This is a genomic window from Sphaerochaeta sp. PS (assembly GCF_032144095.1).
In the GTDB taxonomy this organism is placed as follows: Bacteria; Spirochaetota; Spirochaetia; order Sphaerochaetales; family Sphaerochaetaceae; genus Sphaerochaeta.
Genome location: NZ_JAVSNJ010000006.1, coordinates 81,561 through 102,479 on the forward strand (window position 1 = coordinate 81,561; position 20,919 = coordinate 102,479).

General features: G+C 54.5%; 23 protein-coding genes. 15 read left to right on the forward strand and 8 right to left on the reverse strand.

Features of this window, described 5'->3' with window-relative positions:
- Positions 1–30 precede the first annotated feature (30 nt).
- Positions 31–1,461 (forward strand): ComEC/Rec2 family competence protein, encoded by a 1,431-nt coding sequence (locus ROJ03_RS07440; protein WP_313726386.1) that lies wholly within the window; start codon positions 31–33, stop codon positions 1,459–1,461.
- Positions 1,409–2,278: a 16S rRNA (adenine(1518)-N(6)/adenine(1519)-N(6))-dimethyltransferase RsmA gene (gene rsmA, locus ROJ03_RS07445; protein ID WP_313726387.1), complete on the forward strand. Its 870-nt coding sequence runs from the start codon at positions 1,409–1,411 to the stop codon at positions 2,276–2,278. Before ROJ03_RS07440 ends, rsmA begins: the two co-directional genes overlap by 53 nt.
- Here the strand turns inward: rsmA and ROJ03_RS07450 are convergent.
- Positions 2,253–3,650, reverse strand: coding sequence for an MATE family efflux transporter (locus tag ROJ03_RS07450; RefSeq protein ID WP_313726388.1), 1,398 nt, complete (start codon positions 3,648–3,650; stop codon positions 2,253–2,255). The genes rsmA and ROJ03_RS07450 overlap by 26 nt on opposite strands.
- A 114-nt stretch (positions 3,651–3,764) precedes the next feature.
- Positions 3,765–4,766 (reverse strand): phosphate acetyltransferase, encoded by a 1,002-nt coding sequence (pta, locus tag ROJ03_RS07455; RefSeq protein ID WP_313726389.1) that lies wholly within the window; start codon positions 4,764–4,766, stop codon positions 3,765–3,767.
- A 119-nt stretch (positions 4,767–4,885) separates the two neighbouring features.
- On the opposite strand from pta, the gene ROJ03_RS07460 reads away from it, so the two are divergent.
- The 4 genes from ROJ03_RS07460 to ROJ03_RS07475 are packed head-to-tail and all read left to right on the forward strand — an operon-like array spanning position 4,886 to position 8,673.
- Positions 4,886–6,049, forward strand: a complete 1,164-nt coding sequence (locus tag ROJ03_RS07460) for an MFS transporter (RefSeq protein WP_313726390.1) — start codon at positions 4,886–4,888, stop codon at positions 6,047–6,049.
- Between the two features lie 29 nt (positions 6,050–6,078).
- A complete protein-coding gene (locus tag ROJ03_RS07465) occupies positions 6,079–6,828 on the forward strand; it encodes a prephenate dehydrogenase/arogenate dehydrogenase family protein (protein ID WP_313726391.1) in 750 nt (249 codons plus the stop codon).
- Positions 6,825–8,129, forward strand: a complete 1,305-nt coding sequence (mtaB, locus tag ROJ03_RS07470; protein WP_313726392.1) for a tRNA (N(6)-L-threonylcarbamoyladenosine(37)-C(2))-methylthiotransferase MtaB — start codon at positions 6,825–6,827, stop codon at positions 8,127–8,129. The genes ROJ03_RS07465 and mtaB overlap by 4 nt, the downstream gene beginning before the upstream one ends.
- Positions 8,122–8,673 (forward strand): GNAT family protein, encoded by a 552-nt coding sequence (locus ROJ03_RS07475; protein ID WP_313726393.1) that lies wholly within the window; start codon positions 8,122–8,124, stop codon positions 8,671–8,673. The genes mtaB and ROJ03_RS07475 overlap by 8 nt, the downstream gene beginning before the upstream one ends.
- Here ROJ03_RS07475 and epsC read toward each other — a convergent pair.
- On the reverse strand, positions 8,670–9,590 hold the full coding sequence (epsC, locus tag ROJ03_RS07480; RefSeq protein WP_313726394.1) for a serine O-acetyltransferase EpsC: 921 nt from the start codon (positions 9,588–9,590) through the stop codon (positions 8,670–8,672). The two genes, ROJ03_RS07475 and epsC, sit on opposite strands and share 4 nt — an antisense overlap.
- 89 nt (positions 9,591–9,679) lie before the next feature.
- Positions 9,680–10,243 (reverse strand): biotin transporter BioY, encoded by a 564-nt coding sequence (locus tag ROJ03_RS07485; protein WP_313726395.1) that lies wholly within the window; start codon positions 10,241–10,243, stop codon positions 9,680–9,682.
- A gap of 72 nt (positions 10,244–10,315) precedes the next feature.
- Between ROJ03_RS07485 and ROJ03_RS07490 the strand changes: the two genes are divergently transcribed.
- Positions 10,316–11,290, forward strand: coding sequence for a biotin--[acetyl-CoA-carboxylase] ligase (locus ROJ03_RS07490; RefSeq protein ID WP_313726396.1), 975 nt, complete (start codon positions 10,316–10,318; stop codon positions 11,288–11,290).
- Between the two features lie 49 nt (positions 11,291–11,339).
- Positions 11,340–13,103, forward strand: a complete 1,764-nt coding sequence (argS, locus tag ROJ03_RS07495; RefSeq protein ID WP_313726397.1) for an arginine--tRNA ligase — start codon at positions 11,340–11,342, stop codon at positions 13,101–13,103.
- On the opposite strand, the gene ROJ03_RS07500 is transcribed toward argS, so the two are convergent.
- Positions 13,096–13,671 carry a TetR/AcrR family transcriptional regulator gene (locus ROJ03_RS07500; protein ID WP_313726398.1) on the reverse strand — a complete coding sequence of 192 codons (576 nt, stop codon included), beginning with the start codon at positions 13,669–13,671 and terminating at the stop codon, positions 13,096–13,098. The two genes, argS and ROJ03_RS07500, sit on opposite strands and share 8 nt — an antisense overlap.
- A gap of 144 nt (positions 13,672–13,815) precedes the next feature.
- Between ROJ03_RS07500 and rplU the strand changes: the two genes are divergently transcribed.
- The 7 genes from rplU to rsfS are packed head-to-tail and all read left to right on the forward strand — an operon-like array spanning position 13,816 to position 17,669.
- Complete coding sequence (gene rplU / locus ROJ03_RS07505) at positions 13,816–14,130, forward strand: 50S ribosomal protein L21 (protein ID WP_313726399.1); 315 nt, start codon at positions 13,816–13,818, stop codon at positions 14,128–14,130.
- A gap of 12 nt (positions 14,131–14,142) precedes the next feature.
- Entirely contained in the window at positions 14,143–14,394 is a 252-nt protein-coding gene (gene rpmA / locus ROJ03_RS07510; RefSeq protein ID WP_313726400.1) for a 50S ribosomal protein L27, read from the forward strand.
- A gap of 43 nt (positions 14,395–14,437) precedes the next feature.
- Positions 14,438–15,520 carry an Obg family GTPase CgtA gene (gene cgtA, locus ROJ03_RS07515; RefSeq protein ID WP_313726401.1) on the forward strand — a complete coding sequence of 361 codons (1,083 nt, stop codon included), beginning with the start codon at positions 14,438–14,440 and terminating at the stop codon, positions 15,518–15,520.
- Between the two features lie 11 nt (positions 15,521–15,531).
- Entirely contained in the window at positions 15,532–16,170 is a 639-nt protein-coding gene (gene nadD / locus ROJ03_RS07520; protein WP_313726402.1) for a nicotinate (nicotinamide) nucleotide adenylyltransferase, read from the forward strand.
- The gene (locus ROJ03_RS07525) at positions 16,139–16,723 is read left to right on the forward strand and encodes an HD domain-containing protein (RefSeq protein ID WP_313726403.1); all 585 of its coding nucleotides are present in this window, start codon (positions 16,139–16,141) and stop codon (positions 16,721–16,723) included. The genes nadD and ROJ03_RS07525 overlap by 32 nt, the downstream gene beginning before the upstream one ends.
- Complete coding sequence (locus ROJ03_RS07530; protein ID WP_313726404.1) at positions 16,720–17,289, forward strand: hypothetical protein; 570 nt, start codon at positions 16,720–16,722, stop codon at positions 17,287–17,289. The genes ROJ03_RS07525 and ROJ03_RS07530 overlap by 4 nt, the downstream gene beginning before the upstream one ends.
- A gap of 14 nt (positions 17,290–17,303) precedes the next feature.
- Entirely contained in the window at positions 17,304–17,669 is a 366-nt protein-coding gene (gene rsfS, locus ROJ03_RS07535) for a ribosome silencing factor (protein WP_313726405.1), read from the forward strand.
- A 41-nt stretch (positions 17,670–17,710) separates the two neighbouring features.
- Here the strand turns inward: rsfS and ROJ03_RS07540 are convergent, their stop codons facing one another.
- The 3 genes from ROJ03_RS07540 to ROJ03_RS07550 all read right to left on the reverse strand — a co-directional run bounded on the left by ROJ03_RS07540 (position 17,711) and on the right by ROJ03_RS07550 (position 20,911).
- The gene (locus tag ROJ03_RS07540; RefSeq protein ID WP_313726406.1) at positions 17,711–19,072 is read right to left on the reverse strand and encodes an MATE family efflux transporter; all 1,362 of its coding nucleotides are present in this window, start codon (positions 19,070–19,072) and stop codon (positions 17,711–17,713) included.
- A 100-nt stretch (positions 19,073–19,172) separates the two neighbouring features.
- On the reverse strand, positions 19,173–19,964 hold the full coding sequence (locus ROJ03_RS07545; protein WP_313726407.1) for an ABC transporter ATP-binding protein: 792 nt from the start codon (positions 19,962–19,964) through the stop codon (positions 19,173–19,175).
- Positions 19,964–20,911: an ABC transporter permease subunit gene (locus tag ROJ03_RS07550; protein WP_313726408.1), complete on the reverse strand. Its 948-nt coding sequence runs from the start codon at positions 20,909–20,911 to the stop codon at positions 19,964–19,966. The genes ROJ03_RS07545 and ROJ03_RS07550 overlap by 1 nt, the downstream gene beginning before the upstream one ends.
- Positions 20,912–20,919: the final 8 nt, after the last annotated feature.

The following is a 20,919-nucleotide window of genomic DNA, read 5'->3' on the forward strand; positions in this document are numbered from 1 at the left end:
CAAGGTGGATACGGCCCCACCTTAAGGGGCATGCGTGGAAGTTTTTGGGTGCGCCTCTCGATTGTTGTGGGCGTGCCCCTTCTTTTCTTTCTTTCCTCCCAAGGCAGTGTGCTTCTTGACTATCCTCTTGCCACAGCTTCTCTGCTCTGTGTCGTTGCCTCCCTGTCCTTGCTTTTTGCACAGGGCCTCAAGAAAACCATCGTCACCCTCACTACCCTCTGTTTCTTCTGCTATGCCCTGTTTGGGTGGGCTACCCATGCCAACAGGGTGGAGATGGCTTTTGTCGATGACCGAATAGCCTCTGTAAGCGGCACGCTCTGTGAGGACTCCCTGCTTTGCGAAAGTGGGAAGCAACTGTTGCGTCTCCAACTCTCCAGCTGTGGAACCAGCGATAGTGCCCAGGGCAGCGCCAGGGGCATATTGCCCTGTCTGGCCAAGGTGGATGAGGTTCTGGTAAGTGGCAGTAGGGTATACCTCAGAGGCAAACTCTCCCCAGAGGGAACTCTTTTCCTTGCCGATTCTCTGCAGACTCTCTCCATTAGCCGTGCTCGGATCTTCAGAAGAAAGGCGCTTTCCCTGGTGGAGAGGCGCTTCTATGCACTCCTTCCTGAAGCGGAGAGCCGCTCTCTTGCCCTGATGCTCTTGTTGGGCAGGAGCACAGATGCCGCATTCCCGCTCAAACAGATGAGCCTGGCCAGCGGTTGTGCACACACCCTTGCCCTGTCGGGGATGCACCTGCAGTTTTTCATCGGAGTGCTCTTTTTCCTGCTTTCCCCTCTCCTCGGCAAGAGAAGGGCTAGGGCGGTATCGGTCTGCCTGCCCTTGCTCTATGTGGTGCTTGCCGGTCCCAAACCCTCCTTGGTTCGGGCGATGGGGATGGCCCTCTTCTCCCTTGTCCTTACAGGACCCCTCTCCAGCCACTACGGCTACCTCGCCACTGCCTGCATCCAGACCTTCCTCTTCCCCTCGGCCCTATCAAGCATGGGCAGCCTGTTCAGCTATGCAGCCTATGGTGGTTTGCTCTGCAACAAGCTCTTTTCCTTCTATCGGCCCAAGCTCCTCGAACCTTTGCTCGCCTCCTCATATGCTGTGCTCTTTACCGCCTTGCCTACCCTGACAGCATGGGGAAGCTGGCAGATGACGGGTATCCTCATCGCCCCCATTGCTTCCACGCTCATATTCTGGACCATGGCCTGCTCGGTCCTGGCATTCCTGTTTGGTTCCCCTGCTGCCTTTGCCTTGGCCATCCTGTACCGGGCTCTGGTCTCTCTTTTCGCCTTTGGAGGTTCCCTTTTCGAAGGGGGGTTCACCCTCGGGGATTTTGTTGCCTTCCTCTGTGTTGTGTTGACCTGCCTTGCCTCTATTGGCTATGCTGAACGGGCTTTGCAAAAACGAAGGAGAGACTCCTATGAGCTGGAAGTTCGCATACGATTCACCAAAGGCAATAACACGACTGCTTGATGCAGAAGGGTTGTCCATGAGCAAGAAATTTGGGCAGAACTTCTTGCTCAGCCGCCATATTCGGGAAAATATTGTCAATGAGCTCTCCCTCGAGCCCCAGATGAAGGTGTGGGAGGTTGGCCCTGGCATCGGTTCGTTGACAGCCAATATCCTGGAGACAGGCTGTGCCGTCACCGCCTTTGAGATCGACCATGGTTTTTGCAGGATCCTGAGCACCCAGGCCTTTGTTGATGACGAGAATTTCCGCCTTGTTGAGGGCGATGCCCTGAAGACCTGGGAGAAGATTTTTCGGTCTGAAGGGACACCCGACCGGATTTGTGGCAACCTGCCCTACAATGTCGGCTCCATTGTCATCGCAAAATTGCTGGAAAACGAATGCCTACCTGAGAAAATGGTCTATACCCTGCAAAAGGAGGTAGCTGACCGCCTCTCTGCCTCCCCCGGCGAGAAAGCCTGGTCCTCCTTCTCCCTGCTTGCCCAGATGGACTATACGGTCAAGACAGCCTTTACCATCAGCAGCAGCTGCTTCTACCCTGAACCCAATGTCTCCAGCAGTGTCATCACCATGGTCAAGCGTGAACAGCCTCTGGTTGACAAGGCCATTCGGGCAGTCTTTCTTTCTGTAGTGCGGGACCTCTTCTCGCAAAAGCGCAAGACGATAAAGAACAATCTCCTCAGCGGGAATGTCGGTGCCCGATTTGGGAAGGATGGGGTAGCTTCCATCCTGGAAAAGAGCGGTGTCGATCCCGGAAAGCGAGCAGAACAGCTCTCCTGGGAACACTTCATATCGATCAGTGAGGCTGTTTCCAGCTGCTGAGCCAGGAGCCCTTGCGATAGCTGAACAGACAGATTATGCCTCTGAGCACCAGGTCACTCATCATGGGTATCCAGACAGCCTGAAGCCCTAGGCTTGTGGTGCTGAGCAGCAACCAGGCCAAAGGCAGGCGCAGGACCCACATCCCCGCAAGGGAGATGAGAAATGGGCCCTTGGTGTCGCCACCACCTCTCATTACCCCAAAGACCAGGATGGAAAGGCCGAAGGCAGGCTGTGCAAAGGCCTCGATGCGCAACACCTTTGCTCCCAGGAGTATGACACCCATCTCACGGGTGAAGAAGCTCATCAGGACAGGGGCGGCAAGGTAGAGTACCAGGCCCATGACGCTCATCATCACTGTTCCCCAGAGGACACAGATGTCTGCATAGTTCTTTGCAAGGACCTTGTCATCCCTACCCAGGGATTGTGCCACCAACGTGGTGGCAGCGGTGGAGAAGCCTGAGGCTGGAAGGTAGGTTATCGACTCTGCAGAGATCGCCAGGAAGTGGGCTGCCAAGGCCGTGGTGCCCAGGGTTCCCACCATCTTGGTGAGCATGATCTGTCCAAAGGAGAGGGTTGACCGCTCAAGGGCTACAGGAAGAGCCAACCTCAATGCCTGCTTCTGGATCTGTCCATCAAATTTCCATCTCTGCCTGAACGTGATCCTGATGGGGTGGTCTCCCCTGAAAAGCAGGCGAAGCAACAAAACCGATGTCAGGCTGCAGGCCAGTGTTGTTGCCAAGGCAGCCCCTTGAACCCCCAGACCAAGGCCAGGGAGGGTGACCGGTCCGATGGTGATGGCGGGGAATATGAAGAAGAGGTTGAAAAGGATGTTGGTCACATTGTTGAAGGCATTGAGGTAGAGGGGCCTTTTTGTGTCCCCGCTCAGGCGCAACAGGCCGCTGATGGTGATCATCAGCAGGTTGGGGATATAGCCGATGGCAATCATCAGCAGATATTGGTAGGCCAAGGGTTGTACTGCCACCTCAGAGCCCATCCACTGGGGGAGAAATCGTGCAACCTGGGAAAAGAGCAGGGTGAGGACCGACCCAAAGATGAGGGAGGCCATCAGTGCCTGCCGCACCACCAGCTTGGCCCGGTCCTTTTTCCCGGCACCAAGGAACCTCGCCATAAGGACGCCGAAACCGAGGGCAAGGGCGTTCATCCACCCGTTCACCAACCATATGGTCGAGCTGGTAACAGAGATTGCAGCTGTGGCCTGAGCCCCAAGCGAGCCTACCATGGCAGAGTCGGCGAAGGTAACGGTCACCTGCAGTATCTGTTCGACGATGGTCGGCCAGGCCAGGGCCCAGATAATGGCCCTCGGCGAAAGGGTAGTGTCAAACAGGTCGAGGTGTTTTGGGGAAATGCCCATCGTGAAGGCTCCTTGAGGGTGTGCTCATACTACCAAATACCAGATGGAGAGACAATCAGACAGAAACAGGGCCAGCATGAACTGGCCCTGTCCACAAGAGAATCCTTGGATTCTTTACAGTGCAGCCGCCTGGGCTAGGGTGATGGAACTGGTGACAACGATGTCATCGACGGAGCAGCCTCTGGAGAGGTCGCTGATCGGCTTGGCAAAGCCCTGGAGGATCGGTCCATAGGCCTCGGCTCCGGCAAGTCTCTGCACCAGCTTGTATCCGATGTTTCCGGCCTGCAGGTCGGGGAATATGAGGGTGTTGGCGTTTCCTGCAACCTTGGAACCAGGGGCCTTGCTCTTGGCAACACTGGGGATGATGGCTGCATCGAGCTGGAGCTCCCCATCAACTGCAAGGTTGGGTAGCTTTGCCTTGATGAGATTGGTTGCACCTATCACCTTGTCGACAAGGTCGCCTTTTGCAGATCCCATGGTGGAGTAGGAGAGCATCGCCACTTTTGGTTCTGCCTGGAGGAAGGTCCTGCAGGATTCAGCTGAGGCTTCTGCGATCTCGGCAAGCTGCTCTGCAGTTGGGTTGGGGATGGTGGCACAGTCGGCGAAGATGAACGAGCCGTCGGCTCCCAGGTCCTTCTTGTCGGTGGCCATGACAAAGCATGAGGAGGCATACTTGATGCCAGGTTTGCATTTGATGATGTTGAAGGCCGCAACAAGAACATTTCCTGTGGTATTCTCAGCACCGGCGACCATTGCATCGGCCTTGCCGAGACGGACCATCATTGCTGCCCAGCGCAAGGGGTCGACGATCCCGTCGTAGCCTTCCTGCTCGGTCATGCCCTTGTGCTTTCTCAGTTCATAGTAGGCCTGCCCAAAGCTCTTTCGGTCCTCGTTGGTTAGGGGGTCTTCAAGTATGATTCCCTCCAAGGAGGTGTTCACACCCTTGGCGGCCTTCTTGATGGCTTCAATATCGCCTACCAGGGTGACTGATTTGGCAATCTTCTCGTCAATGATCTTGCGTGCAGCCTGGATGGTTCTCTGTTCTGTCCCTTCTGCGAGAACAAGGTTCTTGTTGGCCGCAATGGCTTGGGCCTTCATTTTTTCTGCAAATGTCATGGTTCTGCTCCTTGACCGGAATTGGTTTGTACTACGGCTAGGATATCACGATTGATGCAGTTGTGAAAGTGCATCCAAGTGGTGTGTTTCCCTCTGGAATATGGTATTGTTCTGTCGATATGCAGATCAAAACCCTCCTGTTCGCCATGATAGCGGTGACCGCCATCGGCTCAAACCTCTTCGGTGGGCTGAGTGCGGAAATCCAGAGTGCCTGCTCGCTGAGCATCTCGCAGCTCAGCGCCCTGATGAGCCTCAGCCAGGTGGGGACGCTGCTCTCCTTCCTGTTGCTTCCCATCCTTGTCAGACGGATGGGTCCCTACCTTCTCATGGTAGTGGGGATTCTCGGCTCCGCTGTCGGGCTACTGGGGATGGGCATGTCAAGAAGCGCCCTCGCATTTACCCTGTTCTTCCTTGTGCAGGCCTGGCTCGGGTACTTCTATGGGACAAACAGCTTCAGTGTGATGGTACTCTCCGACCCCCAGCACAAACGGACCAACATCCCTCTGATGCATCTGGTATGGAGCGTGGCAAGCGTCTTTGCAGGGTTCTACATCTCGCTCATCAAGGCCAATCGCTGGTATCTGGGGTTCTACCAGATGTCCGCCCTCTACCTGGGGATGAGCATCCTCTTTGCCCTCTACATACCAAAGGCGAGGGCGGTTCCCCATCTGTTTGGTTCCGAAGGGATGGAGAGTTCGTTTGTGCAGAGCTTTTCCCTTTTACGGCAGAAACGGTTCCTCTCCTTTTTCTTCTATCTTATTTTTTTCAGTGCGGTTGAATACTGCTGTACAGTCTACCCCCTGCTTTTCTTGCAGCAGAACAGAGGGGCAACACCTGTTCAGGTGGGGCTCTCCCTCTCCCTTTTTTTTGCAGGCAGCACGGTAAGCAGGTTCCTTGTCATCCCCCTTGCCAATAGGGCTAATACCTCCCTGCCACTCTTGAAGGTGCTCACGACCCTTGGCATCGCTTCCACGGCCCTGCTTGTGATGGGCAACACCCTGGCCATTGGGCTTGTGGCGATGGTACTGCTTGGATTCTCCTTCGGGGCCCTCAATCCTGCCTGCCAGTTGCTTGAGGTGCACACCTGGCCAAAGGATATGGTGCAGATTGCCAACATGCACTCAGTAAGTGCTGTCATCGGGCGACTGACCCTCCCTGCCCTCATCGCCTTGATAAGCATCCGCTCCGGCTTGGATGGGGCCCTGGTTGTCCTGAGCTTCACCATGGTCCTTGCGTTGGCCTTCCTGTTCCTCTTTGCCCGGATGCAACCAAGTTCTTGCTAGCAAGGGATATTTTCAGTACAATGCCGGCAATGAATACTACTGTGAAGATAGGTGTGTACGGTCTTGGCCGTTTTGGCTCTTTTTGGGCGAGTGAGCTCGCTAAGCATGGCTTTACGGTCATAGGGTATGGACGCAGTGCACAAAGTGCCCCGTGTGGGGTGAAGCTCGGCAGTGAGGACGAAGTCCTCGCCTGTGACGTGCTCTTTTATTGTGTCTCCATCAGCGCCTTTGCCGAGGTCCTGGAAAGGACAGCCTCACGGATCAAGCCCTCGACCCTGGTAATGGATACCTGTTCGGTAAAGATATATCCTGCAAAGCTCATGCGCGAGAAACTCTCCCAGGATGTGCAATGCATAGCAACCCATCCCATGTTTGGCCCCGATTCCGGCAAGCATGGGGTTGAGGGGTTGCCTCTGGTCCTTTGCCCGGTACACGCCCCGCAAGAGGTGGTCGATGCTTGGGTCAATGAGTTTGCCCGGTGGAAACTGAAGGTCCATATGATGAGCCCTGACCAGCATGACCGTGAAGCCGCCTGGTCCCAGGGAATTACCCATTTTGTGGGCAGGACACTCTCGGAACTCTCGCTTGGGGAGACCCAGCTTGCCACTACTGGATACCGAAGCCTCATCTCCATCGTGGAGCAGACCTGCAACGACCCCCTACAGCTCTTCTATGACCTGCAACGGTACAACCCGTATGCAAGGCAGATGCGTATGGGCCTCAAGGGGGCTGTCGACACAGTAATGCAGACGCTTAAGGACCAGGAGGGAAAGTTTTGAACGTATGTGTCTATACCTTGGGCTGCAGGCTCAACCAGTGCGAAAGTGAAGCAATTGCAGACTCCTTCTCCCAGGAGGGGTTCACTATCGTCGGGGAGAGCGAGCAAGCCGATCTCTATATTGTGAATACCTGTACGGTTACCTCGAAGGCTGAACAGAAAGCCAGGAGGATGATCCGTAAGTTTGCCCTTTCAGGGGTTGTGCTGGGGACAGGGTGCTATGCCCAGGTCAACGAGGAAGAGCTGAAGACCCTTTCCGACAATGTGATCGTCGTCCCTCTTGAGAAGAAGGCCCATCTTTTGAAGCTCGCAAAACATCTGAAGGCATCCCTTGTGGCAGGTTTCGACCTTAAGAGCGGCTGTCTCTCCTTCAGCGACGGCCAGGCTTCCGTCTTCGATTACGATGCAGCATCCTTCTCCTACCACAGCCGCTCGTTCTTGAAGGTGCAGGATGGCTGTGACAATGAGTGTGCCTACTGCCGGGTCCATATTGCAAGGGGCAAGGCAGTCTCCCTGGATAGTGCGACAGTTGTCCAGCGTGCCCTTGCCCTTGAGGCGGCAGGCTTCAGCGAGATCATGCTGACAGGGGTGAACCTTACCATGTATGACCATACCCACAAGGGGTTGGGAGGGCTGCTCGAAGAGCTGCTTGCAGAGCTGGGACCGGACATCCGCCTTCGTCTCAGCTCCCTTGAGCCTGACCATATCGATGAGAGGTTGCTTGCAACACTCTCCGACCCAAGGATGCAGCCACACTTCCATATTCCCGTACAGAGTGCAAGCAACAAGGTGCTCAGCCGGGTCAACCGGCACTATGACATCGAGGGACTCTCCTCAATCCTTGACAGGCTTCGCTTGGCAAAGGACGACCCCTTCATTGCAGCCGACGTCATTACCGGCCTGCCTGGTGAAGGGGATGAGGAGTTCGAAGAGACTTTCCGCTACTTCTCCGAGCAACAGTTTGCCCAGATGCATGTATTCCCCTTTTCCCCACGCCCTGACACCCCGTTGTTCAAGGCAAGTGACAGGGTTCCCGAGAGCCTCCGTGATAGCCGGGCCCTCAGGCTCAGGGAGCTTTCCGACCGATTGTACAACTCCTATGTGCAACGCCAGATTGGCAAGGAAGCAGAGGTGATACTGCAGAACCGCAAGGCAGGTTCCTGGTATGGGCTCAGTGGCAACTATCTTGAGGTGAAGGTCCCTAATGCCCCTCTCTTTGCCCGGGAAGGGTTGTTGGTCCGGGGTGTGTTCGCCCCCCTTGACGAGGGGACCGGAAAGCCCATCGTCCTCTGCCATGCTTAAGCTTTTTGAGACCGAACGGCTTGAGGCCCTTGTGGTGGACGAACGTGCTGCCAGACAGCTGCTCTGCTATGAAAAGGAGAACCGGGAGCATTTCGCCCAATTCTCACCCCTGCGTGACGACAGGTACTATACCCTCGGTAACGTTCAGAAACTATGCGAAAAGCAGGCCTCCCTCTACAAACAGGAGCGTAAGCTTCCCCTAGTGTTTGTCAGAAAGGGCCACTCTGCAATTGTCGCAACGGCCAGCCTGAGCGACATCACCTATGGCACCTTGCAGAGTGCCACCCTCGGCTATAGCACAGCCCAGAAATGGCAACGCCAGGGTATCGGAAGCGAAGCGGTGAAGGCCACCATAGACTATGCCTTCGATACGCTGAATCTCCATAGGCTTGAAGCTACCATCATGACAAAAAACTACCCAAGTCTCGGTTTTGCCGAGTCCTTGGGTTTTGTCTGTGAAGGGATTGCCAGGGAGTATCTCTTTCTCCACGGAAAGTGGGAGGACTACTGCCGTATGGCGCTTTTGGGCGGAAGGGAAGTCTAGTGCTTTTTCCCGTTGAGGTCCCGGAAGGTTAGCTTTGGCTCCTGGATGGCCGCCATGGTGTTCTCGGGGACGCTCTCCTTGATCCATACGTTGGAACCGATGACGGCGTTCTTTCCTATGGTGATGTCACCGAGGATGGTTGCATTGGAGTAGATGGTGACATTGTCCTCGATGGTCGGATGGCGCCGTGCACCTCTGATGAGGGCCCCACAGGCATCCTTGGGAAAGGAGAGGGCTCCTAGGGTAACCCCCTGGTATATCTTCACATTGTTGCCGATGACCGCGGTCTCCCCGATTACCACACCTGTTCCATGGTCGATGAAGAACGACTGTCCTATCTCGGCACCGGGATGTATGTCGATTCCGGTCTCCTTGTGGGCAAACTCGTTAAGCATTCTTGGAATGAGGGGGACGTTCATCCTGAACAGCTCATGGGCTATGCGGTGGATCGCAAGGGTCTTGATGCAGGGGTAGGAGAGGATCACCTCCCGTACCGTCCGGGCGGCCGGGTCCCCATCAAAGCCTGCGCGTGCGTCGAGCTTGAGCTTGATGCGTATCTGCGGAAGCAGGGCGCAGAGGCTCTTGATGATGTGCTCGCTCTTTTGTTTGAGCTCCTCTTCATCCTCCTCAGGTTTCTCATAGCGCAGGGCTAGGAAAATCTGGGTCTTGAGGTCCGAACAGACCATGTTCATCTGGTCCAACAGGATTTCCTGCAAACTGAGGCCCATCCGGTCACGACCACAGCGGCCAGGGAACATCAGCTCGATGAATTCATTGGCGATCTCCCCAATTTCCAACATCTGGGGAAGCTGTTTCATGCCGTAAAAATTGGAGTTGCCTTTTGCCCTGTCGAATGTTTCCAAAAAAGAAGGGATAAAGGCTGTGGCATCAAAATTCTGTTCTCTGCATTCTTTCATGGGCACAGCATACGGCGCTTTGGCCGGAATATGCAAGAGCCGAGAAATGAGGGGGTTTTCCCCCTTTGGCCGGAAATGCACCTGGCGGGTTATGAAGGGTCTGACCCGTCAAGAAATTTCCTGACCCTTGGCGAGAATATCTGGGCCAGGTTAATTGCAACTATCAATTTGACGGTATCCCCTATCAAAAAGGGAAGCATGCCTGCCTTGATGGCTGTGGCCCAGGAGAGGGAGCGGTTGTACTTGAGGAAGGGGACGCCGACCAGGTAGATGGCAAGGCTCGCCAGGACGCCGAAGAGGATGCAGAGGAGCAGATAGGTCCTGTTGGATGTTCCAGTATTTTTCTTCCCATAGTTTCCCGCGATGCCAGCGAGCAAGGCTGCCGGAAGCAGGCCGAAAAGAAAGCCTCCCGTGGGTCCGAAGAGGGCTGCCAAGCCACCTCCTGTGGTAAAGACAGGCAGGCCCACCGCGCCAAGCAGGAGATAGGTGGCGACGCTGGCCAAGCCGATGGAGGTTCCTCCCAGCAGTGCTGCCGTTATGACAAAGAGTGTCTGTAGCGTGATGGGCACGGGAGGGAGGGGGAATCGTAGGTATGCCCCTACGATGATGAGGGCGGAGAAGAGAGCAGTCAGTACGATCTTTTGTGTTTTCATAAGGGGAGGGTACCACAATCCAATTTGTATTGTAAACTTGATTTTGGTTGACAATTGCGATAGTGTAGCCTCATGAATACAGCCATTGCAGTGCTCTCCTATTTGAGCCAAAACCAAGATACCTATGTTTCCGGACAGATCCTCGCCACCGAGCTTGGGGTAAGCCGTTCAGCCATCTGGAAGGCGATCGAGGCCCTCCGTGATGAAGGGCATCTCATCGATGCCGTCACCAACCGTGGATATGCCCTTAAGAGAAGGGAGGACCTGTTTTCCAGGGAAAAGCTGGAGAGGCTCCTGCCTGGGGTTGTCCTGCACCTCTTTGATACCATCGATTCGACCAACCGCTATGCAAGGCAACTTGCCAGTGATGGGTGCACCTCACCAACCCTGGTGCTCGCTTCCAGCCAAAGTGGGGGACGGGGAAGGTTGGGACGTCAGTTCGCAAGCCCCAAAGGTGGTATCTACCTGAGCCTGGTGCTCCATCCCACCTCCTCGTTCCAGGAGGCCTCCCTCATCACTTCGGCAGCTGCTGTTAGCGCGGCCTCTGCCATCGAGCAGGTCTGTTCCATCAAGTGCGGGATCAAATGGGTCAACGACCTCTTCCTGGATGGAAAGAAGGTGGGTGGCATCCTCACCGAAGGGGTGATGGATGTGGAGAGGGGAAGGTTCTCCTCGGTGGTTGTGGGCATCGGCATAAACTTCGCTACCCCACAACAGGCGTACCCCCCCGCCCTTCGGCCGATCGTGAAATCCCTCTACGAGGGTCCTGACCGGATACCCGAGGGTATTGACGCCTCTACCCTGGTGGCAACGTTGGTCAGGCTTCTCATAGGGTATTCCAATGCCTTGGGGGAGCGACTTTTCCTTGAGGAGTACCGTAGGCGTTCGATCGTGCTGGGAAAGGAGATAGTCATCCTCCAGCAGAAGAAGGAGAGAAGGGCAAAGGCCCTCTCCATCGATGAGAATGCCCATCTTGTGGTAGTTGACAGTGAGGGAAATGAGGAAGTGCTTGCCAGCGGAGAGATCAGCATCCACCTTGATGCATGACTTTGGTTTATAGTATAGTTTGCTCTACTTGCACTATAAGGAATACACAATGCTTGATACTGTACGCCAATCATGGAAAACCCTCGTCGAAGAGGAACTCTCTTCCTACGCCACAATGGTTCTGGGCCAGGAGGTTGCACTACCTCCCCTGACAGTCCAGACCCCTCCGAAGCCCGAATTGGGCGATCTTGCCTTCCCGCTTTTCGCCTATGCGAAATTGCTCAGGATGGCTCCTCCCATGCTTGCTTCAGAGCTTAAGGCCCGAATTGAAAAGAGGGATGACCGGCCTCTCGGTGAATTGCTTGTGGCAGGTCCCTACCTGAATATCCGTATCGACATGAGCGCATTGGCCACCTCCCTCTCCTTTGCAATTGCCAAGGATGGTTCAGCCTATGGTACCAACAACACCCTGGGTGGCAAGCGCATAACCATTGAGTTCAGCTGTCCCAACACCAACAAGCCCCTCCATCTGGGACATATGCGCAACGACAGCATCGGGGAGAGCATCTCTGCCATCATGAAGGCCAACGGGGCCCTTGTCCGCAAGGTAAACCTCATAAACAACCGCGGGGTGCACATCTGCAAGTCGATGCTGGCATACCAGAAATTCGGTGAGGGAGAGACACCCCAGTCCACCGGCATGAAGGGTGACCATTTTGTAGGCAAGTACTACGTCAAGTTCGCCGCTTGGGCAAAAGAGGACCCCAGTGCCGAGACCCAGGCCCAGGAGATGCTGCAGAGGTGGGAAGAGGACGATCCTGTGGTGATGGAGCTCTGGCACCTGATGAACAAGTGGACCCTCGATGGTCTGGCTGAAAGCTACAAGAACATGGGCATCAGCTTCGACCACTTCTACTATGAATCGGAGACCTACAAGTTTGGCAAGAGTGAGATCCTCAAAGGGTTGGACAGTGGGGTGTTCTACCGTGAGGAGGATGGATCGGTTTGGGTCGACCTCGAGTCCATCAAGCTCGACAAGAAGGTCCTGCTTCGCAAGGATGGCACCAGCCTCTACATGACCCAGGACGTAGGGACTGCCATCATGAGGCACAAGGACTGGCCATTTGACTCCCTCATCTATGTGGTTGCGAGCGAACAGCAGTACCACTTCAAGGTGCTCTTCCATGTCCTCTCCCTGCTCGGCTACGAGTGGGCCCAGGACCTCCATCACCTCTCCTATGGCATGGTCAACCTGCCAGAGGGAAAGATGAAGAGCAGGGAAGGCACTGTAGTCGATGCCGATGAGTTGGTCGAGCAGCTGACTGCCCTCGCCCTTGGCGAGATCCGTGCCAAACAGCGGGAAGAGCTGGTAGGGGATGTGGAGAAGACCTCCTCCTCTATAGCCCTGGGAGCCCTGAACTACTACCTTTTGCAGGTCAATCCCCTGAAGGATATGATCTTCAACCCAGCTGAATCCATCTCGTTCAATGGCAATACAGGCCCGTATCTGCAGTATATGGGGGCCAGGATCTCCAGCATGCTTCGCAAGTATGAGAGTGAGGGTGGCGATCGGGAGGAGACAGGCTTCGACAGCAGCTTGCTCACCCTCGGTGACGAGCGTGAGCTGATCAAGCAGATCGCCCTCTATCCTGAGGTGGTTGCCCGCTCGGGTGCTGAGCTCGATCCCTCCTTGTTGTGTACCTATCTCTACGATCTTTCCAGGCTGTTCTCCCGCTGGTACCATGACAACCCGGTACTCAAGGCCGGCAGCAAGGAGCTCGTACGGGCAAGGATCGAACTATCGGCTATGGTGATGCAGGTGCTCAAGAATGCCTTTGCCCTGGTTGGGATCCCTTTCCTGCACTCTATGTAGGTTGGTAAAGGGCACAGAAGCCCGTAATGAACTTCTCCTCTCTCCATGGCAGGTCCTCATCCTTTCCGATCAGGACCTTGGTCAGGAGGTTCTGCACCGTTGAGCTGAACATCTCTACAGCCAGGTCCAAGTCCTCGACATCCAGCCTGCCGGTTTCGGCAAGGGCCTCGATAAGGATCCTGCTCTGCCCGTCAAACATCTCCGAAAGGGTGCTTGCGATGGCCGAGGCCTCGCTGTGGGTCAGCTTCTCCGCTTCGATGATGCTGTAGAACCAGCTCAGGGGTTCGGTCGTATAGACCTCATGCCAGTGGTCCATCGCCCTGAAGAGGACATCGGTTGCCGCTCCGTTGAGCGGTATGGTTATCTGCTGTTCGTAGGCGAGTTTTGCACAGTAGGCAAAGAGGGAGGATACCATCTCCTGGCGGCTTGCAAAGTGGTGGAATACCGAGGCCTTGGATATGCCGTTCGCTTCTGCCAGCTGGGCGATGGAGACGTTGTCAATCCCGTTTTTTGCACCCAGTTCCAGGAGGGAAAGGATGAGCTTTTGTTTGGTTGAAGTCGTATGCATGGCTAATAGTAACCGAACGTTCGGTAGGTTTTCAACCTCCTTTTCTTTGTTTTTCAACAAATTATCCAGAAATATCCTTGAAACTTCTCTTTGATGCATGGTATAAGGATTGAGCACAAACTAAACGTAAGGATGCAAATCGATATGTACGCACTTGTAGAGATTCTCGGAAAGCAGTACAAAGCAATCGAAGGCCAGACCGTGCAGGTTGATTATATCGGCCAGCTCGAAGAAGGCGCTTCGCTTGAGTACGCAACTGTTCTCGCCATTGTGGATGAGGACAATGCAAAGTTTGGCACCCCCTATGTAGCAGATGCTAAGGTCAAAGCGACCCTTGGTGGAAGCCTGAAGGGTGACAAGATTAGAGTGTTCAAGAAAGAACGCCGCAAAGGATATCGCAGGACCCAGGGTCACAGACAACGATATTCACTGATCACCATTGATCAGATCATAGCGTAAGGAGGAAGGAAAATGGCACATAAGAAAGGTGGCGGAAGCTCCCGCAATGGTCGTGATTCCAACTCACAGCGCTTGGGTGTAAAACGTTTCGGTGGACAGCTGGTCAAGGCCGGTGAAATTATCGTGCGTCAGCACGGAACCAAATTCCATCCTGGCGAAAATGCCGGTGTGGGTTCTGACTTTACCATTTTTGCAAAGGCTGCTGGTACTGTTCTTTTCCACGTAAGGAAGAACCGCAAGTACATCAGCATCGTAACTGAGTAGTTTTAACTACCGAACTGGCCTTTTGGCCTAAGTAGACGAACGCATGTTTGGATTTTCAGATGAGACCTATATTGATGTTGCCTCCGGAAACGGGGGCAACGGTTGTGTTTCCTTCCGACGGGAAAAATATATCCCCAAGGGTGGACCGGACGGTGGCGATGGCGGCCGTGGCGGATCGGTGGTGTTCGTAGTAAAGAACAATCTCAGGACCTTGGGCCATCTGAAGATGGTTCGTTCCTATCGGGCTGAAAACGGCCGGAATGGATCCGGGGAGAAGTGCTACGGACGCGATGGAAGGGATGTTGAGATCCCCGTCCCTCCAGGGACTGTCATCAAGGACCCCCAGACAGGGGCTGTCATCAAGGACCTTACGGGAGAAGAACGTTGGGTCTACCTTACCGGTGGCCGTGGTGGTCAGGGTAATTTTCACTTCAAGACCTCTATCAGACAGGCCCCCCGTTTTGCCCAACCAGGACAAAAGGGTGAGGAAGCACGCATCGGGGTAGAGCTTCTGGTGCTCGCCGACATTGGCTTTGTGGGCTTCCCGAATGCGGGTAAGTCCTCCCTGCTCAACATGCTTACCAACGCCCGAACCAAGGTTGCTGGATACCCCTTCACCACAAAGATTCCCCAGCTGGGCATGTTCCGCTATGGGGACCACGACATTGTCCTCGCCGACATCCCCGGCCTTATTGAAGGGGCTAGTGAAGGTGCAGGCATGGGCATCAAGTTCCTCAGGCATATCAGTCGGACGACAGGTCTGGCATTTCTCATAGACCTCAGTGACGATAGGTATCTCGATGCCTATGAGGTCCTTTGCAACGAACTTGCATCCTTCGAACCTTTGCTTTTGGAGAAGAAGCAGGTTATTCTTGGTACAAAGCTCGATGAGCCGGGAACCAAGGAACGACTGGTTGAATTGCAGGCAAAGTATCCCGACAAAGAGGTGATAGGGTTGTGTGTCTATCTCGATATCGGTATCGAGGAAGTGAAGCAGTCGTTCATCAAGATGGTGGGCGATACGGAAAACCCGACGCTGCAGACTCTGAGCGATAACACCGGTGGAGGGTTCACCTCAAATGTGGACCTTGATGCCGAATATCCTGAAGAGCCTTTCGAAATCTAGGGGGGAGGACGGTGGTCAAGCCAGTCTCTACCGCAATGGTAGGGGGAAGTTTCAATCCAGTTCATCTGGGGCATCTCCACCTGGTCCATACGGTGGTAACCTCCACCCGATATCGTCAATTCATCTTTGTCCCTGTTGCCCAGAATAACTTCAAGCGGGATGCCAGCCTGGTAGAGGCCCATCACCGCCTGAACATGCTCAATCTGAGTTTTGCTGCCTACGGGCGTCTCTATCCCGAGGACCCGCCCATTACCCTGGTCAGCGATCCCTGCGAGATCGAGCGCGGTGGGGTCTCCTACACCTATGATACGGTGAAGGACCTCTACCTGAAGTACAGCATCAGGGGCAGGCTGGGGCTGGTCATGGGGGACGACCTTTTGTCTGACCTTCCCAAATGGCATGCCTATGAGGAGATGAAGGAACTTGTCTCCTTTGTGGTAATCCGAAGGGACAAGGAAGCCAAGCCATTCCATGACTATGCTGTCGACCTTGAGTATATTGACAATGCCCGGGTTGAGGACTCTTCCACAGCCATACGGGAAGCATGTGCTTCCTTGGGCAGGGATGAGCCCCTTCCCCAGGATATCCGCTCTTTGATGAGTGAGGAGGTCGCTGACTATGTTCAGCAGAACAGGTTATATCGCCCTTGAGGAGGAGCTCTCCTCCCTTCTGAGCGAGAAACGTTTTTTGCACAGCAAAGCAACTGCCCTCACCTGCGTAAGCCTGGCCGAGCAGTACTGCGAACCGATTGACCCTGGATTGTGCTATCAGGCTGGCCTGGTACACGATATTGTTCGGCAGTGGGACGCTGAGGCCTTGGTTTCCTATGCACAGAAGTGGCATCTGGACCTTGAAGAAGAGGAGAGGGAGGACCCCGTCCTGTTGCATGGGCCGGTGGGTGCCCATTTTCTCAGGCAGAAGGGGTATCCTGAAGAACTCTGCCTGGCTGTACGTTACCATACATTGGGAAGCATAGGGATGGGGCGTCTTGGCCTGGTGTTGTTCATCGCTGACTTCATCGAGCCTGGAAGGACCCACCTTTCGGAGGCTGTCCGAACAGGGTTGCTCTCCTTGCCCTCCCTTGACCTGCTCTGTTTGCAGATCCTGGAAATGCAGGATGCGTACCTGGCCAGCAACGGGAAGGTTTCAGCCCGTTGCTCAAAGGAGCTTGCGCACTACCTGCTCTCGGGAAAGATCCTGTGAGGCCCTTGCTGCTGCCGCTGTTGCTTACCTTGGTCCTGGGCATCGGCTGTAATGGGGAGACCAAGGAAGCCTATTATGGCTTCTTCGGGCCGGAAGCCGTGGTTCTGGTCACCGAAGGAAAACACCTGGTGGTCATGAATCTTCCCTCGGCCCTTGTAGAGGGGTATGCAGGGATCAGTGGCCTCGATCGAAGAGAGGCCGTTGTCGACCTTGTGGGAGTCCCTGCCAAGGCCTACTTCGGAACCGATGAATCCTCCCTTGCCGAGGTCCGATCCCTGGTGTGGACCCTGGCCAGCGAAGGGGGTCAAATCCCCCGATCAGACATGACCGATGACCAAGGGCTGAACTTTTTGCAAAAGAGTGCAGGACGCTTGAGGAAAACCCCGTTCGTCAGTACACTGGAAAAGCTTACTGCACTGCCTGACGGGCTCTCCCTATTGGAGGGCATGAAAGTCTGCCACGCATATGATGTCGGGCAGTTCGTTACGATTGATACAAACACCGATTGGAAGTGGTTGAAGGAGTACTTGGGCCGATGGCTTGCAGGTGCCTTGCTGCTCGAGTGAAGGAGAACGATAGAATGAATGAGATAGTAGCGGCTAACGCACAAAGGATTGCCCAGTTTCTGGAAGACCACAAGTGCCAGGATATCAATATCCTCGATATTGCAGGGGAGTGTTCCTGGGCTGATTGTTTTATCATAGCCACGGTAAACAGTGTCGGTCACCTCAAGGGTGTCGCACATGAGCTGTGGGGTGAGATCAACGACCTTGACCTGCATGTCTCCAATCGCCACAAGTCACCCCAGGGTGATGGTTGGGAGCTGATAGACTGTGGTGACATTGTCATCCACCTGATGAGCTCTGAGCTGAGGGATTTCTACTCCCTTGAGAAGCTCTGGCAAAAAAAAGAACCCAGCAGAATCGAAGAGAGCGAAGAGGCCTAAGCTTCTCGCAAGGTGCAATGTCCAGAAGGTGGTCTGTTAGTTCAGATCACCTTTTTTGTTTTCCATTTGTGGCGGGAAAACCTGGTGACAAAGAAGATGCCACGGAAAACCCAGTCGATATACATGCCGAACCAGACACCATATACCCCCATGCCAAGGTAGAAGGAGAATATGTAGCTCAGGCCGACACGGAAGACCCACATGGTGAACATCGAGACGACCATGGTGTATTTCACATCCCCTGCAGCCCTGAGGAAGTTCGGGACGGTAAAGGCCATTGGCCAGAGGAGGGCCGTGGCTATCATGGCAGTACGTATGATGTTGGTTGCAAGCACCGTCGCTTCGCCTGAGAGCTGGAAGATGCGCACGATCGGCTCGGCAAAGAGGTAGATGGGCAGAGCCATCAGGGCCATGGAGAGATAGGCAAACAGCAGGAGCTTCTTCCCATAGTAGACAGCCTGGTCGGGTTTCTTTGCACCGATGCTCTGCCCGATGATGGTGATGGAGGCCATGTTGATCGCCCCTCCCGGTATGTTTGCCATAGAGGTGACCGATCCTGCAATGGCATTGGCTGCAAGTGCTGCCGTACCGAAGGAGGCTATGAAGCCCTGGACCATGAGCCTGCCGATATGGAAGACACTGCCCTCAATGCCTGTGGGGACCCCGATCTGCAGGATCTTCTTGACCTTGTCCCAATGCCACTCGAATTTCCATATCTTGTGGATGAAGATGAGGTTCTGCCTGTTGCTGATCAGAACGAGCATGATCAAAGCAGCAAGCACCCTGCTGAGCATGGTTGCAAGGCCTGCTCCGCTGACTCCCATCTGCATCGAGTAGATGAAATAGGCGTTTCCGCCAATGTTGGCGACGTTCATCAGGACGCTGACCATCAGGGAGACCTTGCTGTTGCCCATGGACCTAAAAAGGGCCGCACAGGAGTTGTAGGATGCCAGGAAGGGCAGCGAGAACAGGATGTAGCGGAAGTATATGGTGCTGTTGCGTAGGACATCAGCCTCGAGGGAACCGAATATCAGGGATATGATCTTCTCGCGCACAGGCATGCAGAGGGCAAGCATGAGGGTGGAGACGACCAGGGAGAGGATGAGTAGCTGTTTTGCGGCATCGTTTGCTGAAGCATGGTCCCTCCTGCCAAGATATTGGCTGGCAACAACGGCCCCTCCTGTTGCAAAGGCAGCAAAGAGCTGGATGATGAGAAAGGAAATACCGTCAACGATGCTTACCGCGCTTACGGCAGCTTCGCCTACTGAGGCAACCATCATGGTATCGGCCATGCCTATGGTCACAGAGAGGAATTGCTCGGCTATCAAGGGGACAATTAGTCTAAACAGATATTGACGGGAGAACAGGAGCTCCCCGAGAGAGTGTGACGCTGGTGTTTTCACGAACAAGACCTCTTCTCCATCTTATGGTTGAAAAAATATAATGGCAAGAGGGTCTGGCCTATCCACACTCCCTTGCCATGGTGATTTTCCTGCCCAAGGTCTAATCTTTGGTAAGCAGGCCCTCGTCACTGGTGAATTCCTTGTTCCTCAAGTTCTTGAAGAGGCGAACCAGCTCATTGACCGTGAGCCTGGACTTCTCCTCGTCACGTATGTCGAGGATGATGGTCCCCTCATCCATCATGATCAGGCGGTTGCCGAAATCGATGGCAAACTGCATGTTATGGGTAACCATGAGGGCTGTCAGCCTGAACTCCTTGATATATCGCTCGGTAAGGTCCATGACGATCTGGGCATTCCTTGGGTCCAGGGCAGCGGTGTGTTCGTCGAGCAACACCATCTTGGGCTTGCTCATAACTGTCATCAAAAGGGTGAGGGCCTGTCGCTGTCCCCCGGAGAGCAGCCCTACATTGTCCTTGAGCCTGTTTTGCAGCCCGATGGGTTCCAGCAGGTGCCTGAACATCTCCCGCTTCTCATTGTTGAGGCTGATCCTCAGCCCCTTCATCCCTTTGGAGGCTGCTGTGATCATGTTGTCCTCGATGGACATGTTCGCGGCAGTTCCTTTGGTAGGGTCCTGGAAGATCCTTCCGATGGTCATCGCTCGCCTATACTCGGGGCTATGGGTTACATCGGTTCCGTCAAAGATGATCTTCCCGCTGGTAAGAGGGTAGGTGCCACTGATCAGGTTGAAGAGCGTTGACTTGCCAGACCCGTTCGAGCCTACCACACATACCACATCTTCCTTGTTTACATGCAGGCTCACATCGTCAAGGGCCATTTTCTCATTGACCGTCCCCGGGTAGAATACCTTGGTCATATTGGTAATGTCTAACATCAGTTTTCCTCCTTCAAGGCAGCCTCATGACGGGCAAGCGAGCGGGCCATGGCTTTTTTCTTTGCTCCCTTTGAGGAGGCGACGCTTCGTGTCTGGGCTATGAACAAGGATGCAATTACCAGAATGCCGGTAAGCAACTTGAAGTCATTGGGAGTGATGTGGATCATGTAGCCATATTTCCTTCCAAAGAACATCAGGGCCTTGTACATGATTGCCCCCAGGATTGCCCGCAAGGTAAGTAAGGATATCCTGTTGGTCGAGAAGAGGAACTCGCCAAGCATGATGGCGGCAAGGCCTTGGATAATCATACCCTGGCCAAGGTTTGCATCGGCAAATCCCTGGTACTGGGCCAGCATTCCCCCTGAGAGGGCGATGAGGCCATTGGAGATGCCTATTCCCATCAGTTTGAGGACCTCGGGGTTGATGCCCTGGCTGATGACCATCTGCTCATTGCCTCCCATCGCTCCCATGGAGACACCCAGGTCGGTCCGGAAGAAGATATCGATGAGCACCTTTACAAACAAGACAACCAGAAGGGTTCCGACGAGGGAAGCCCACTCCGGGGAGAAGTAGGTAAAGATCTTGGGCAGTTTGGAATAGAGGGTCTCTACACGCAAAAGGGGAACGTTTGCCTTGTTTCCCAGAATACGCAGATTGATGGAGTAGAGCATCGTCATGGTAAGGATTCCTGCCAGGAGGCCTGGAATCTTCAGCTTGTTGTGGATCGCCGCTGTAACCATACCTGCCAATACACCTGCAAGAAAGGAGAGGACCAGGGCCAGCGGGATCGGCAGGCCGTTGACGATGGCCATTGTTGCTACGGCGGCACCAGTTGCAACCGATCCGTCACAGGTCAGGTCAGCAAAGTCCAGGATCCTGTAGGAGATGAGAATGCCAATGACCATGAGTGAGAATACCAGGCCATCTACGAAAATTCCTTCTAACATGTAAAACC

Coding starts and splice junctions, on each gene's coding strand:
- rsmA (WP_313726387.1), top strand. CDS start 1,409: ATGAGCTGGAAGTTCGCATACGATTCACCAAAGGCAATAACACGACTG.
- ROJ03_RS07465 (WP_313726391.1), top strand. CDS start 6,079: ATGAATACTACTGTGAAGATAGGTGTGTACGGTCTTGGCCGTTTTGGC.
- ROJ03_RS07485 (WP_313726395.1), bottom strand. CDS start 10,243: ATGAAAACACAAAAGATCGTACTGACTGCTCTCTTCTCCGCCCTCATC.
- ROJ03_RS07440 (WP_313726386.1), top strand. CDS start 31: ATGCGTGGAAGTTTTTGGGTGCGCCTCTCGATTGTTGTGGGCGTGCCC.
- ROJ03_RS07460 (WP_313726390.1), top strand. CDS start 4,886: ATGCAGATCAAAACCCTCCTGTTCGCCATGATAGCGGTGACCGCCATC.
- ROJ03_RS07475 (WP_313726393.1), top strand. CDS start 8,122: ATGCTTAAGCTTTTTGAGACCGAACGGCTTGAGGCCCTTGTGGTGGAC.
- rplU (WP_313726399.1), top strand. CDS start 13,816: ATGTACGCACTTGTAGAGATTCTCGGAAAGCAGTACAAAGCAATCGAA.
- rsfS (WP_313726405.1), top strand. CDS start 17,304: ATGAATGAGATAGTAGCGGCTAACGCACAAAGGATTGCCCAGTTTCTG.
- rpmA (WP_313726400.1), top strand. CDS start 14,143: ATGGCACATAAGAAAGGTGGCGGAAGCTCCCGCAATGGTCGTGATTCC.
- ROJ03_RS07525 (WP_313726403.1), top strand. CDS start 16,139: ATGTTCAGCAGAACAGGTTATATCGCCCTTGAGGAGGAGCTCTCCTCC.
- cgtA (WP_313726401.1), top strand. CDS start 14,438: ATGTTTGGATTTTCAGATGAGACCTATATTGATGTTGCCTCCGGAAAC.
- ROJ03_RS07550 (WP_313726408.1), bottom strand. CDS start 20,911: ATGTTAGAAGGAATTTTCGTAGATGGCCTGGTATTCTCACTCATGGTC.
- pta (WP_313726389.1), bottom strand. CDS start 4,766: ATGACATTTGCAGAAAAAATGAAGGCCCAAGCCATTGCGGCCAACAAG.
- ROJ03_RS07545 (WP_313726407.1), bottom strand. CDS start 19,964: ATGTTAGACATTACCAATATGACCAAGGTATTCTACCCGGGGACGGTC.
- epsC (WP_313726394.1), bottom strand. CDS start 9,590: ATGAAAGAATGCAGAGAACAGAATTTTGATGCCACAGCCTTTATCCCT.
- ROJ03_RS07500 (WP_313726398.1), bottom strand. CDS start 13,671: ATGCATACGACTTCAACCAAACAAAAGCTCATCCTTTCCCTCCTGGAA.
- ROJ03_RS07450 (WP_313726388.1), bottom strand. CDS start 3,650: ATGGGCATTTCCCCAAAACACCTCGACCTGTTTGACACTACCCTTTCG.
- ROJ03_RS07490 (WP_313726396.1), top strand. CDS start 10,316: ATGAATACAGCCATTGCAGTGCTCTCCTATTTGAGCCAAAACCAAGAT.
- argS (WP_313726397.1), top strand. CDS start 11,340: ATGCTTGATACTGTACGCCAATCATGGAAAACCCTCGTCGAAGAGGAA.